The sequence below is a fragment of the Promicromonospora sukumoe 327MFSha3.1 genome (genome assembly GCF_000385135.1).
Lineage (GTDB): Bacteria > Actinomycetota > Actinomycetes > Actinomycetales > Cellulomonadaceae > Promicromonospora > Promicromonospora sukumoe_B.
In genome coordinates this window covers 263,765-278,169 of sequence record NZ_ARQM01000013.1, presented here as the reverse complement: position 1 = coordinate 278,169, position 14,405 = coordinate 263,765, and the positions used below count along the sequence as shown (strand labels likewise).

Below are 14,405 nucleotides of genomic sequence, written 5' to 3'. Positions count from 1 at the left end.
TCCCGGTGGGAGAACCGCGTGCGGCGGCCGGGCTGGGCCCGACCGGCGCACACAGCCTAACGTCCGCCCGGCCCGGCGCGCTAAGCGCCCGGGTCGGGCGTAGGTGTCAATTGCGCAACATAGGTGACAAACCTTGACCAATACCTCGCCGAGGCACAACGATGCTCAGCAACCCGGCGCGACGAGGCGCCTGGTCCGCACGACGGCCGTGCGGGCGGAGAGGATCGACGATGTTCCTTCGACAGACCAGGTCCCGGGGCGTGCTCGCCCTGGCGGCGGCCTCCGTGGCCGGCGTGCTGCTCGCCGGTTGTTCCGGTGGCGGTGGGAGCGCACCCACGACGTCCAACCCCTACGCCTCGGCGGAGGGCATGGACTCGGCCAACGAGCTCGTGGCCGAGTACCCGCGCGAGGAGACGCTCTTCACGAGCGGCACCCAGTGGGGCCCGCCCACGTCGTGGAACCCGATCCCGAGCTCGGGGCACGCCACGGGCGCGCGCGGCCTGGTCTACGAGCCGTTGTTCCAGTTCGACCCGATCACCCTCGAGCTGACGCCCTGGCTCGCCGAGGGCGGCGAGTGGACGGACGACAAGACTTACGAGCTCACGCTCCGCGAGGGCCTGACCTGGCAGGACGGCGAGACGCTCGACGCCGACGACGTCGTCTTCACCACCGAGCTCGGCAAGGTCGACGCCGTGCCGTACAGCAACCTGTGGACCTGGCTCGACAAGGTCGAGGCGACCGACGCGACGACCGTGAAGTTCACCTTCTCCGACCCCCGCTACCAGGAGTGGGACAACTGGCTCTACAGCACGATGGTGGTGCCGGAGCACATCATGGGCGACTGGTCGGACGAGGAGCTCCTGTCCAACCCGAACGAGGACCCGATCGGGTCCGGCGCCTTCAAGTTCTCCGCCGTCGGCCAGGACCGCATGGTCTGGGAGCGCAACGACGACTGGTGGGCGCGCGCCGAGCTCGGCTACGAGATGCCGATGAAGTACATCGTCGACGTCGTGAACACCTCCAACGAGGTGGCGCTCGGCATGATGCTGTCCGGCGGCCTCGACCTGAGCAACAACTTCCTGCCCGGCGTCAACCAGCTCGCCGACTCCGGCCAGGTGAGCACCTACTACGACGGTGAGCCGTACATGCTGGCGGCGGCGTCGGCGAACCTGATCCCGAACCAGACGCGGCCCCCGATGGACGACGTCGACTTCCGGCAGGCGCTCGCGCGGTCCATCGACGTCGACAAGATCGTGACGAACGCGTACGGCGGCCTCGTGGCCAAGGCGCACCCGTCGGGCCTGGTCCCGGCGTTCGAGGAGTACTACGACGAGGACGTCGTGGCCGAGCACGGCTTCACGTTCGACGCCGAGGAGGCCAAGTCGATCCTGGCCGACGCCGGCTACGAGGACACCGACGGCGACGGGTTCGTCGAGTCGCCCGACGGCGAGGCGATCGACCTGAAGCTGATCGTCCCCGCGGGCTGGACCGACTGGATGGAGGCCGCGCGCGTCATCGCCGAGGACGCCTCCGCCGTCGGCATCAAGGTCACCGCCGACTTCCCCGACGCGGGCGCCGTCGACGACGCCCGGGCCACCGGCGACTTCGACCTGGTGATCAACGGCAACGCGGGCGTGAGCAACACGCCGTGGACCTACTACAACTACGCGTTCTACCAGCCGATCCAGGAGCAGATGCTGGCGGGCAACTTCGGCCGCTACGAGGACGAGGAGGCCTGGGAGCTGGTCGAGGACCTGTCGCGCACCGAGAGCGGCACGCCGGAGTTCTCCGAGACGCTGTCGAAGGTGCAGGAGAAGTTCATGACCGACCTGCCCGCCATCCCGCTCTGGTACAACGGCGCGTGGGCGCAGTACAACGAGTCGCAGTGGACCAACTGGCCCAAGGAGGGCCGCGAGGACGCGTACTTCCCGGTGATGTGGAACGGGTACGTGCAGATGGGCGGCATCAACACGCTGCTCGCCCTCGAGCCGGCCTCCTGACGTATGCGCGGCTATCTCGCTCGTAAGACCGTGATCTACGGGCTGACGTTCGTCGTCGCGGTCACACTGAACTGGCTGATCCCCCGGCTCATGCCGGGGGATCCGGTCCAGCGGATGGTGGCGCGCGCCGCCGTCCAGCACCCCGAGACGATCGCGGCCATGACCGCGTACTACGAGCAGACGTTCGGGCTCGACCTGCCGCTGTGGCAGCAGTACCTGAACTACTGGGCCGCGCTGTTCCGCGGCGACCTGGGCACGAGCGTGTGGCTGTTCCCCGCGCCCGTGGCCCAGGTCGTGCTCGACGCCGTGCCGTACACGCTCGGCATCATGATCCCCGCGATCCTGCTGAGCTTCGTGGTCGGCAACAGCGTGGGGGCCATGGCGGCGCGCAGCCGCTGGCTCGACAACGTGGCCCTGCCCGTCGGGTACCTCATCACGGCCATGCCGTACATGTGGCTCGCGATCCTGCTCGCGTGGGGCTTCGGCGTGGCGCTCGGGTGGTTCCCCGTGGCGGGCGGCTACGACTTCGGCATGGTGCCGCAGTGGTCGTGGGCGTTCGCGGGCGACCTGCTGCAGCACTGGGTGCTGCCGTTCCTCTCGCTGTTCCTGGTCTCGCTGGGCGGCTGGGCGATCGGCATGCGCAACCTGATCATCTACGAGCTCGAGTCCGACTACGCGAACTACCTGTCCGCGCTCGGCGCGCCCAAGCGGCTCGTGCGGCAGTACGCGTTCCGCAACGCGATGCTGCCGCAGATCACGGGCCTGGCGCTGCAGCTCGGCACCATCCTGGGCGGCGCCCTGGTGACCGAGATCGTGTTCGCGTACCCGGGCCTGGGCAAGCTCGTGCTGTCCGCTATCCAGAACCAGGACTTCTTCCTGCTGCAGGGCACCCTGCTGTTCGTGGTGATCGGCGTGCTCCTGGCCAACTTCGTGATCGACATCGTCTACGTGCTGGTGGACCCCCGCACGCGGACCGGACTGACGGGGGCTACCGCATGAGCCAGGGACTGGGTCTCGACAAGCTCGACCAGCGGGGTGCAGCCACCGAGGCGACCGAGCCGCCCGGGGCGACCCCGGCGCCGTCGGGCAGCCGGAAGCCCGGGGGAGACGTACGCGAGACGCTGTACTTCGCGCTGCGCAACCCCAAGGTCGTGATCGGCTCGGTGGTGGTGCTCGCGTTCCTGCTGCTGGGGCTGCTCGGGCCGCTGTTCCTGAAGTTCGCGCCGATGGACTACGCGGGGCCGCCCATGGCGCCGCCGTCCGCGGACTTCCCGTTCGGCACGACGACGTTCGGGCAGGACGTCTTCGCGCAGTTCGTCGCGGGCCTGCGGTCCACGTTCCTGGTGGGCCTGCTGGGCGGCGGCGTGGCCGCCGTCATCGGCATGGCCATCGGGTTCGTCGCGGGCTACCGCGGCGGCCTGATCGACGAGCTGCTCAACATGCTCACCAACGTGGTCCTGGTCATCCCCGGCTTCGTGGTGCTCATCATCATCAACGCCTACCTGGGCGTGCGCAGCGTGCCGATGCAGGCGCTGTACATCGGCGTGTTCAGCTGGCCGTGGGTGGCGCGCGCGGTGCGCGCGCAGACCCTGTCGCTGCGCTCGCGGGACTTCATCGACCTGGCGCGACTGTCCGGGGTGGGGGTGGGCACCATCCTGCGGCGCGAGGTGGCGCCCAACATGTACTCCTACCTCTTCATGACGTTCGTGCTGCTGTTCGGCGGGTCCATCCTGACGGCGGCGTCGCTCGACTTCATCGGGCTCGGGCCCACGAATGCCATGTCGCTCGGCCTGATGATGAACCAGGCCGTGCAGTGGAGCGCGCTCCATCTGGGGCTGTGGTGGTGGTTCATCCCGCCGGGGCTGGGGATCACGCTCATCGTGGGCTCGCTGTACATCATGAACGTCGGTCTCGACGAGGTCTTCAACCCCAAGCTGCGGGAGATGTGATGTCCCTTTCCGTGACCGACCTCCGGGTCCACTACCGCACCCTGCGTGGCGACGTGAAGGCGCTCGACGGCGTCACCTTCGAGGTGGCGGACGGCGAGATCATGGGCATCGCCGGCGAGTCCGGCTGCGGCAAGACGACGCTCGGCAAGGCCCTCATCCGCCTCGACACCCGCATGAAGCACGCGGGCGGCACCGTCGCCCTCGACGGCGAGAAGCTGCCCATCGCCGACGACGGCGCCATGCGGCGCCACCGCTACCGCGAGGTGTCCCTCATCCCGCAGTACGCGATGTCCGCGATGAACCCGACCCGCAAGATCGGCCGGATGATCCGCGACCTGCTCGCCGCGCACAACGTCCGGTACACCGACGTGCTGCCCGAGCTGGAGCGGCGGCTGGAGCTCGTCGGGCTCGACGCCGAGGTGCTGAAGCGGTACCCGATCGAGCTGTCCGGCGGCATGAAGCAGCGCGTGGTGCTGGTGCTCTCCACGCTGCTGAACCCGTCACTCCTGATCGGCGACGAGGTGACGTCCGCGCTCGACGTCTCCTCGCAGAAGGCCGTGGCCCGCGCGCTCGTCGAGTTCCGCGACCACGGGTTCGTGCGGTCGATGATCGTCATCACGCACGACATCTCCGTGCTCTTCCAGGTGGCCGACACCATCCTGGTCATGTACGCCGGGCACCTCGCCGAGAAGGCGCCCGCCCGGACGATCATCGACGAGCCCCTGCACCCGTACACCAAGATGCTCATCGGGGCGCTGCCCAAGGTGGGCGACCGGTACGAGGAGCAGCAGCTCGAGGGGATCGAGGGGCGGCCGCCGTCGCTGCTCGACCCGCCCGCGGGCTGCCGGTTCCGCGCCCGCTGCCCCCTGGCGCACGACAAGTGCGCCGAGGCGCCGCCCTTCCGCGAGGTGGCCGAGGGCCACCAGGTCGCGTGCTGGGCGGTGAGCTGATGCTGACGATCGAGGCCCTCGACAAGGTCTACAAGACCGGTACCTTCGGCACCTCCGACCTGCACGCCGTGCGGCAGGTCAGCCTCGACGTGCAGCGCGGCGAGGTGGTCTCGCTCATCGGGGAGTCCGGCAGCGGCAAGTCGACCATCGGCAAGATGGTGCTCCACCTGCTCGACTCCACGGGCGGCAGCATCACGTTCGACGGCCGCGACGTCACCAAGCTGGGGTTCCGGGCGCGACGCGACTACTACCGCAAGGTCCAGGGCGTATTCCAGGACCCGTTCAGCTCGTTCAACCCGATCTTCAAGGTGGACCGGACGTTCGAGACGCTGCGGCGGTCCTACTTCCCGAGGGTCTCCGGCGCCGCCTGGCGGGAGAAGCTGGAGGAGGCGCTGGGGGCGGTCAGCCTCGAACCCGGCGACATCCTCGGCAAGTTCCCGCACCAGCTCTCCGGCGGGCAGCTCCAGCGGCTGCTCATCGCACGCGCCCTGCTGCTCGACATCGAGCTCCTCGTGGCCGACGAGATCATCTCCATGCTCGACGCCTCGACCCGCATCGACGTGCTCAACCTGCTGGGCGAGCTCAAGGGGCGCGGCCTCGGCATCCTGTTCGTCACCCACGACCTCTCGCTGGGCAACTACGTGTCGGACCGCGTGGTCATCCTCTACAAGGGACGCGTCGTGGAGCGCGGCGCCACCGCCGCCGTCTTCGACGACCCGCTGCACCCCTACACGCGCGACCTGCTCGCGTCGGTGCCGCACCTCGACCGGACCTGGGAGGAGGTCGAGGCCGAGGAGTCGCAGCGGTCCGCGCGGCTGGCCGGGCGGTGCCTCTACCACGAGGCGCTCGCGGCCCAGGGGCGCTCGCTCGGCGACGAGGCGTCCGTCGGTTCGGCGAGCGGCCCGGCCGACGACGTCGGGCTGGTCGAGCACGCCCCCGGGCACTTCGTGGGGTGCTTCCGCAAGGCGGCGGACGAGGAGTGCCCCGCGGGGATGTGAACCAGCCGTGAACCGGTCATGCCGGTGCTGGTCCCGGCCCGCTCAGGCCTTGATCAGCACCGGCACGCCCGGTTCGAGGTCCGTGAGACGCTCGAAGTCGGCGCTCGTCAGGCGGACGCACCCGTTGCTCACGGCCTGGCCCTGGCCCTTGCCCACGTGCAGCGCGGTCGCCGCGTAGTCGGTGCCGTAGAAGCCGTCCAGCGACTCGCTCTGCATCGACAGGAACACCGACATCCCGGTGTTCACGGCCTCCGTGACGGTGAACACCTGGGTGAGGCCGAGCGGCGTCGGCGTCTCGGCCGCGCCGATCCCGGCAGGGAGCTCGTCCTGGGTGCCGTCGGCGTGGGTGACGGTCACGGTGCGGTCCGACAGGTCGACCACCACCGAGCGCTGCTCCTGCTCCTCGACGACGTCGCTCGCGCGCAGCCAGCCGGAGACGCCGTTGACCTTCTCCGGGTCGTCCGACGGCAGCGCGCCGCGGCCGTACGGGACCAGCACCTCGACCCAGTCGGTCTCGCGTTCGAGCACGAGCCAGCGGGCGTCGGCCTCGTAGTAGTCGGCCTCGAGGGCGAGCACCGGCGGCTCGGTCGCGTCCGGCTCGGCCCAGACCGGGATCTTGCCCTTCTTCGGCTCGGCCACCGTTCCGGGCAGGCCCTTGAGCGAGTCGAGATCGGTGTGCGGCAGCTCGGCGGGGAGCAGCCCGTCGATGTCGGGCGTGGGCAGGGCGGCCAGCGAGTAGCCGGCGGCCTGCGGCTCGGCCTTGGCCGGCGTCGGGCCGGCGGACGCCGTCGGGCTCGCCGACGGCGCGGCGTCCGCCGTCTCCGCCGGGCCGCGCAGGCCCAGCCACACGGCCGTCCCGACGACCGCGACCAGCGCCACGGCCGCCACCCAGATCCAGGCCTTGCGCCTCTGCGACATCTGCTCGTTCTCCCCTGTGCGACTGCGCTGCCCGCGCCCCGGTCCGACGTCGGGTCCATCGTGCCCTGCGCGGGTGCTGCGCGCAGCAGCCAGCGACGATACCGGGTTGTCACAGTTGTCCGATATCTTCGTGCCCGCCCGGTTGTCGATCCGAACTGTTGTTCGGTCCCGGCGCCCGGGCAACGACCGACAGGCACCCGACGAAGGAGAGATCACCGTGGCCACCGCCGACCGGGCGTACCCCGTGACGAACGTCCCGACGCGCCGTTCCCGCAACCTGGTGCTCACCGGCGCGATCTCCGTCGCGCTGATCTCCACCGGGTCCGCCTACCTGGCGATGGTCCAGTTCGGCATCGACGTGCTCGCCATGAGCCAGGGCACCGCGTACGCGACCGCCGGCGTCTTCGAGCTGTCGCTGGTGACCGTGGCGCTCCTGGCCCGGGAAGCCGCGCGGGACAACCGGCCCGGCGGCACGCTGCTCGCCCTGACCTGGCTGCTGTCGTCGGCGTCCGGCGTCTTCGCCGCCTGGCACGAGGCGTACATCGGCCACCCCGTGGGCGCCGTTCTCTTCCGGTTCATCGTGCCGCTGCTCGCCGCGCTCATGTGGCACCTCGCCCTGATCGGCGACCGGCACCTGGCCACCGGCACGTCCTGGTCCGCGCTGCGGCAGTCCGCGCGCATGCACGCCCTGTTCCTCACCACCGAGGACCTCTTCCGGGCCCAGAGCCTGAACGACGGGTCGCGCGCCGCCCGCCGGCGGCTCGCGCGCGCCGAGGCCGGCCGCCGTCGGGCCCGCTCCGTGGCGCTGCGCACCGTGCCGCCCACCGAGATGCGCGCCCAGGTCGCGGCCTGGTGCGAGGCGCTCGCCGCCGTCGGCGACGGCACCGCCGACGTCGCCCGGCTGCACGCCGCCGACCGGCAGCGGCTGACCGGCATCCTCGTGGACGAGCCGATGGACGGCCGGTCGATCGACTCGCGGCTCGAGGTCGGCGCGCCCGACTACGAGCGGTGGGCGGCCGACGCCGTCGCCGCGGAGTTCGGGGAGCGGGGCGGCGTGGGGGAGCGGCTGTACGCCGACGGGCGTCCGTACGACGGCGTCGACGAGCGGCCGCGTGAGGGCGGGCCGTACGGCGTCGGCGAGGGCCGGCCAGTAGCGCGCACCGCGGCCCTCGACTCGCGCCGGGAGTCCGTGAGCGAGCGCGCCCCGCAGCCCGACGCCGTGTTCGACCAGGCCGAGCCGGAGCCCGCCGCGGCGCCTGCCGCCGAGGCCGCGGTCGCGGAGGGGGCAGTCGCCGAGGGGCCGGTCGCCGCGCCGGCCGAGGCCGCGGCGCAGGCCACGGCGAACGTCCGGGACGCGATCCCGCGCCGTCGTACGCCGCGCCGGAACACCCAGCTCGGCACGCAGGACGCCGAGCGGATGATCGACCTGCGGACCAAGGGCCGGACCTACCGGGAGATCGCGGAGGAGGTCGGCGTCAGCCGGTCCACGGTCGGCAAGCGCATGCGCGAGTTCACGGAGACGGGCTCGATCCCGATCGTCAAGGCGCGCTGACCTTCGCCGGGGCCGCCGGGGCCGCCGGGCTTGCTGGGCTCGCCGGGCGCGCTGGGCTGCGTCCCGTTCGGCAGCTGCCCCTGGACCTCTCCTTTGAGGCCTGAGTTTCTTCGCTTTGCGCCGGCGCAAAGCGAAGAAACTTAGGCCTCAAAGGAGAAGACGGCGGTCAGTCCGTCGCCTTGGCGTGGGCGACGTTCGCCAGGGACCGCCACACCAGCAGCAGCGTGATCCCCGAGCCCGCGAAGGCGAACCACCACGGGGCCACCAGGCCCCAGTGCTCCGCGACGACGCCGCCGATGGCCTGCCCCACCACGAGCCCGCCGAACACGCAGATCATGTTGATCGACGCGACGCGGCCCTGGAACGCCTTGGGTACGGCGCGCTGCCGCACCGTCGTCGACAGGGTGCCCCAGACGAACGCGTAGACGCCGAACTCGAACATGATGGCGATCGCCACCCAGCCGTTGGTGGTCAGCGCGAACGCGCCGTGGGTGAGCACCTCCAGCGTGAGGCAGACGCGGATGAGCGTCGCCAGGTTCACGTGCCGCTCCAGCCAGCCGTAGATCAGGATGCCCACGATGCCGCCGAGGGCGCTCGCCGTCGTGAGCAGGCCGTAGCCCACCTCGCTCATGTGCAGGTGGTCGAGCGAGTACTTCACGAGCACGCCCCACGGGGCCGCCCAGGTGACGTTGAAGACGAGGATGACGACGCACAGCGTGCGTACGGGCGGGTGGTGCCACACCCAGCGCAGGCCCTCGGCGATGTCCTTGCGGACGTGGGAGTCGCCGTCGCGCACCGTGGTGAAGGACGCGCCGGCCGGAGCGGTGATGCGGGAGACGAGCACGATCGCCAGCGCCGCGCAGACCACCTGGATCGCGAACGGCCAGACCATGCCGACGGCGAAGAGGAACGCGCCGACCGGCGGTCCGACGAGCTGGTTCGCGGCGAGGAACCCGGCCTGCATGCGCTGGTTGCCCGCGCCGAGGTCGGCGGGGGCCACGAGGGTGGGCAGGAGGGTCTGCTGCGTGGTGTCCGCGAAGACCTCCGCGGTGCCGTAGAGGAACATCGCGGCGAGCACCATGGCGATGCTCACCGTGCCCGTCCCGATGAAGACGCACAGGACCGCGATCACCAGTGCGCGGATCGCGTTGGCGACGATGACGACGAGGCGCCGGTCGAGCCGGTCGGCCAGTGCGCCGGCCCAGAGGCCGAACAGGAGCCAGGGCAGCCGCTGCAGCATCGCGGCGAGGGCGACGAGGAACGCGCTGTCGGTCTGCGAGGCGACCAGCAGGGGGCCCGCGGCGAGTGCGATGCCGTCCCCGATGTTGCTCGTCCACGACGACGCGACGAGCCAGCGGAACGACCGGCCGAGCCGGCTGGGGAGGACTGCCTCGACGAGTGCGCTCACAAACGTTCGAGTCTAGGAGTCGCCGTCCAGGCTTTTTTCCGGGTCCGCGTCCGGTGCTCCGGAAGGGCGAGATGTCGCCCTTATCGGGGCCCCTCGCGAGGCGAAAACTTGCACCTCGACAACGGTTTTGAGACGTGTTTGCCGCAACCTGGACGATCGTCCGAGTCGGTGTTGACGTCCGCCTGGAACAGGTGCACACTCTCACAAGACGGTGCGCATCGCCCGCCCCCTGCGCGGTGCGCACCGTCATTACCCCGGTGGACCTCGGTCCACCTGCTGAGCCCCTTCGGACCCCCTGCCGGAGGGGCTTTTGCATGTCCTGAGCGACCGCGCGGGGTGTCCCGGGACGCTGCTCCGGTTGCCCCGGGCGACACTGCTCCAGGCCCGGTTTCACCCCCGCGGAGCGCCTCCCGGGCACATGTCACCCGGGTGACTTCCGCGCCCGGCGGAGCCGCGGCCGTGCGGGGTGCGGTGTGTCGCGCGGCGTGGCGTCCGGACCTAGCGGACACCACGCGGTTAGTTTGCTGGGGTGAACGCTGCACGCCGCCAGACCGCAGCCGCTCCCGAGATCTCGGTCGACCTGTCCGAGGAGCTCTCGGCCGCGCTGAAGGACGAGAACGTGGACCAGGCCACCGAGCTTGCCGCGTCGGAGGCCCAGGGGTCCACGCCGGACACTGCCCGGGACCCCATGGCCGAGTCGGTCGCGCAGTGGCGCGCCGGGCTCGTCCGCCTCGCGGGAGGGTCCTCCCTGGCCGACGTCGGACTGCTCGGTGAGGCAGTGATCGACCTGTCGGCCGCGCACCCGTCAGGGGTCGCCCAGCTCTTCGCGGGCCGGCCCACCCGCTTGTCCAGCCTGATCCGCGAGGCCGGCGCGCTGCCCACCGCCCGCCGTCGGGCACGGGCCGTGGCCGCGCGCTCCGCGGAGCACGCGCAGCGCTACGGGGTCTCGCCCACGTACCTCGCGATCGGGGTGGCGACCTGGACCGAGCGCCCCGCTCCGGGCGGCGCGAACGGCGACGCCAACGACATGGAGGCGATCACGCGGGTGCTGGGACCGGCGTTCTCGTCGAGTTCCTCGGCGTCCGCGACCGAGCCCGGCGGCGACTCCGCCGACAGCCCCGCCGACGCGCCCGCGCTGACCGGGTCCGTGCCGATCGTGACGCTGGCGATGCCCGCGAACGGCGCCGCCCCGGCGTCCGACGACGACCAGGAGCCCCGCGTGGTGCGCGCGCCCGTGCTGCTGCGGCCGGTCATGCTGACGCCGCGCAGCGACGGCGAGGGCGACTACGACATCACGCTCGACCCCACCGCCGAGATCAACCCGGTGGTGGCGCGGACGCTGCGCGCGCACGGCGCCCTGCTGGACCCGAACGCGCTGGCCAAGGCGACGTTCACGCTCGCCGGCTTCAACCCGACGGACGTGTTGGACCGCGTCGCGAGCCTCGGCTCCGCGGTGCTCGGGGAGTTCCGGCTGGACCGGCGGATGCTGGTGGGCACGTTCGTGCACCCGGGCCAGGTGCTCGTGGACGACCTCGACGAGCTCGGGTCGAGCCTGCGGGACCACGAGGTCGTCGCGGCGCTCGGCGGCGTCGACGCGTCGGTGACGAAGCTGGGGAAGATGGAGCTGCCCGCGCCGCGCGTGGGCGACGCCGACCCGGCGCACGAGCGCGGCGTCGGCGACCTGGACCCGCACCAGCGGCACGTGGTCGACGCCCTCGCGACGGGCAGTCACCTGTTCGTCGACGCGCCGGTCGGGTCCGACGTCGCGGGCACGCTGTCCGCCGTCGTCGCCGAGGCGAACGCGAGCGGCCGCTCGGTCCTGTACGTACCGGGTCACCGCCGCGCCGCGGACGCCCTGGCCGCGCGCCTCGACGCGCTGGGCCTGGGCGGGCTGCTGCTCGACATCGCGCCCGTGCCGACCTGGCGCACGTCGACGTCGCGGCGCCTGCTGGAGGCGATGGCGCCCGCGCAGGAGCACATCGACGCCGACGAGGTGGCGCGCGTGCGGGACGCGCTGATCGGGTCGCGCGCACAGCTCGCCGGGTACATCGAGGCGCTGCACCGGGTGCGCGAGCCGTGGCGGGTCTCGGCGTACGACGCCCTGCAGGCGCTGGCGCGGCTCACGTCCGAGCGGCCGGCGCCGGCCACGCGCGTGCGGCTCGACCCGGAGTCGGTGCTGGCCCTCGGCACGGAGCGCCGGGCCGAGCTCGCGGCCGACCTGCAGCGTGCGGCCGAGCTGGGGGCGTTCACGCTCAAGTCCTCGTCGAGCCCGTGGTTCGGCGCGCACATCCTCACGGACGACGACGCCCGCTCCGCCCTCGCGCGCGTGACCCGCCTGGGCGAGCACACGCTGCCGGAGCTGCGCAAGCAGATCGAGTACGTCTCGAAGGTGACGGGCCTGGTCGAGGCGTCGACGGCGCGGCAGTGGGGCGAGCAGCTCAGGATGCTGGGCGGCATGCGGGGCACGCTCGACGTGTTCCAGCCGATGGTCTTCGAGCGCACCGCGGCCGACATGGTGCAGGCCACCGCGTCGCGCAAGCAGCGGGCCGACCAGGGCGCCGAGATGGGCTGGCTGGAACGGCGTCGGCTCAAGCGGCGCGCCCGCGAGATGGTGCGCCCCGGCGTGCGGGTGCCGGACATGCACGCCGCCCTCGTCGAGGTGCAGCGGCAGCGCGAGGTCTGGCAGGCGCAGTGCCCGCGTGGCGGCTGGCCCACGCTCCCCGAGGGGCTCGCGGGCGTGGAGGAGACCTACGAGGCGGTGCGCATCGACCTCGAGGCGCTCGAACCCGTGCTGCGCTCGTCGCAGGCGGGCGGCGAGCTGCTCGACCTCGACCTGTTCGCCCTGGTCCAGCGCCTCGCCGCGCTGTCCGAGACCCAGGACGCGCTGGCCCCGCTCCCCGAGCGGACGGGGCTGCTGCGGCGCCTGCGCACGTCCGGGCTCGACGAGCTGGTCGACGACCTGGGGGAGCGCCGCGTCGAGGCGGACCTCGTGGGCCCGGAGCTGGAGCTGTCGTGGTGGTCGTCGGTGTTCGAGCAGATCCTGGCCCTCGAGCCGGACCTCGCCGGGCAGGACGGCGCCGGGCTGGACGCGCTCGCGAGCCGGTTCCGCGAGCTCGACCGGCGGCACGTGGACTCGCTGTCCGCGCCCGTCCGGGCCGCGGTGCGCGCGCACCTCGGCGCGGCGATGCGCGACGAGCGGGAGGACGCCGAGGCGCTCTACGCGGCGCTGGTCGGCGGCGGGCTGAGCTCGCTGCGCGACCTGGTCAAGGAGCACGGCTCGACCGTGCGCCGGCTGCGCCCCACCTGGGTGTCGACGCCGACGATGGTGCCGCACCTGCTGCCCGCCGAGAAGAGTGCCGACCTGGTGATCCTCGACGCCGTGCAGCACGTGCCGGTCGAGGTGGTCGTGCCCGCCCTGGCCCGGGGCCGGCAGATCGTCGTGGTCGGTGACCCGCGGTCGGCGTCGGGCACCGCGGTGCGCGACCTCGCGCGGCTGCTGCCGCGCGTGACGCTCCAGCCGGAGCCCGCGCGGCGCGACCCGCGGCTCACGGGCCTGCTCGCCGAGCACGGGTACGAGGGCATCATGCGGCCCGCGCCGCTCCCGCGGACCGAGGCGCTGGTGCACTTCTCGCTCGTGGACGGCACCGGCATGCCCGACCCGGTATCCGGCACCGTCGAGTCGACGAGCGCCGAGGTGGAACGCGTGGTCGACCTGGCGATCGAGCACGCGATGACCCGGCCCGAGGAGACCTTCGGCATCGTCACCGTGACGGCCGCCCACGCGGACCGCATCCGCGAGCGGCTGCTCGCCGAGGTGCGGGCCAACCCGGCGCTGGCGCCGTTCTTCGCGGGCTCCCGGCCCGAGCCCGTCGTGGTCGCCGACGTGACCGGCGTGGCCGGCCTGGCGCGGGACACGATCGTGCTCACCCTGGGCTTCGGGCGGACGCCGCACGGTCGCGTGCTGCACCGGTTCGGCGTGCTGGGCGACGGCGGCGGCGACGCGATGCTGCTCGGCTCGCTCGGCGCGGCACGCAAGCGGCTGCACGTCGTGTCGTGCTTCCCGGCCTCCGACCTGGACCCTGAGCGGCTGCGCGGCCCCGGGCCGCAGATGCTGGCGCGGGTGCTGTCCTTCGCGGAGGAGCGCTCTGGGCTCGCGGACCAGGTCGAGATCGGCAACGGCGTGGACGTCGCGCGGTCGGTCGACCGGCTGGTCGTGGACCTGGGGGAGCGGCTGTGGCGGTCCGGCCTCGTGGTCGAGACCGACTACGGCCTGCCCGGCGGCGACCGCATCCCGCTCGCGGTGGGTCACCCCGACCTGCCCGGCGAGCTGCTGGTGGCCGTGCTGACCGACGACGCCGCGTACGTGGCCGAGCCCTCGATCCGGGTGCGGGACCGGCAGCTCGCCGAGCGGCTGGAGCGCCTCGGCTGGGTGGTGGCGCAGGTGTGGTCCGCGGCCGCGTTCCTGGACCCGGACGCCGAGGCCGAGCGCGTGCGCCGCGTGGTGCTGTCCGTGCGCGACGCCCGCGTGGGGCTGTCCGGCGGTGTGGCGCCGGCGGCGGAGCTGGTGGTGCCGCAGGTCCTGGACGACTGAGCGGGCCTGGCGGGGGCTGATCGCGGGCCGGGGCGACAA

The 14,405-nt window shown here is 72.3% G+C and carries 9 protein-coding genes; 7 read left to right on the top strand and 2 right to left on the bottom strand.

The features are described 5' to 3' along the window. The first annotated feature begins 230 nt into the window (after positions 1–230). Genes H291_RS0122165 through H291_RS0122145 form a run of 5 tightly spaced genes read left to right on the top strand, consistent with a single transcriptional unit; the run spans position 231 to position 5,897 of the window. A complete protein-coding gene (locus tag H291_RS0122165; protein ID WP_198012567.1) occupies positions 231–2,000 on the top strand; it encodes an ABC transporter substrate-binding protein in 1,770 nt (589 codons plus the stop codon). 3 nt (positions 2,001–2,003) lie between these two features. Then, on the top strand, positions 2,004–2,999 hold the full coding sequence (locus tag H291_RS0122160; RefSeq protein WP_026366012.1) for an ABC transporter permease: 996 nt from the start codon (positions 2,004–2,006) through the stop codon (positions 2,997–2,999). Continuing rightward, positions 2,996–3,949 carry an ABC transporter permease gene (locus H291_RS0122155; RefSeq protein WP_020017221.1) on the top strand — a complete coding sequence of 318 codons (954 nt, stop codon included), beginning with the start codon at positions 2,996–2,998 and terminating at the stop codon, positions 3,947–3,949. Before H291_RS0122160 ends, H291_RS0122155 begins: the two co-directional genes overlap by 4 nt. After that, entirely contained in the window at positions 3,949–4,899 is a 951-nt protein-coding gene (locus H291_RS0122150; RefSeq protein ID WP_020017220.1) for an ABC transporter ATP-binding protein, read from the top strand. Before H291_RS0122155 ends, H291_RS0122150 begins: the two co-directional genes overlap by 1 nt. Beyond that, positions 4,899–5,897, top strand: coding sequence for an ABC transporter ATP-binding protein (locus tag H291_RS0122145; protein WP_033327726.1), 999 nt, complete (start codon positions 4,899–4,901; stop codon positions 5,895–5,897). Before H291_RS0122150 ends, H291_RS0122145 begins: the two co-directional genes overlap by 1 nt. A gap of 42 nt (positions 5,898–5,939) precedes the next feature. On the opposite strand, the gene H291_RS32850 is transcribed toward H291_RS0122145, so the two are convergent. Further along, the gene (locus H291_RS32850; RefSeq protein WP_020017218.1) at positions 5,940–6,815 is read right to left on the bottom strand and encodes a L,D-transpeptidase; all 876 of its coding nucleotides are present in this window, start codon (positions 6,813–6,815) and stop codon (positions 5,940–5,942) included. A 217-nt stretch (positions 6,816–7,032) separates the two neighbouring features. Between H291_RS32850 and H291_RS0122135 the strand changes: the two genes are divergently transcribed. Continuing rightward, the gene (locus tag H291_RS0122135) at positions 7,033–8,367 is read left to right on the top strand and encodes a winged helix-turn-helix domain-containing protein (protein ID WP_026366011.1); all 1,335 of its coding nucleotides are present in this window, start codon (positions 7,033–7,035) and stop codon (positions 8,365–8,367) included. 166 nt (positions 8,368–8,533) lie between these two features. Here the strand turns inward: H291_RS0122135 and H291_RS0122130 are convergent, their stop codons facing one another. Further along, positions 8,534–9,775, bottom strand: a complete 1,242-nt coding sequence (locus tag H291_RS0122130; RefSeq protein ID WP_020017217.1) for an MFS transporter — start codon at positions 9,773–9,775, stop codon at positions 8,534–8,536. Between the two features lie 529 nt (positions 9,776–10,304). Between H291_RS0122130 and H291_RS0122125 the strand changes: the two genes are divergently transcribed. Continuing rightward, positions 10,305–14,366: a hypothetical protein gene (locus H291_RS0122125; protein ID WP_020017216.1), complete on the top strand. Its 4,062-nt coding sequence runs from the start codon at positions 10,305–10,307 to the stop codon at positions 14,364–14,366. Positions 14,367–14,405: the final 39 nt, after the last annotated feature.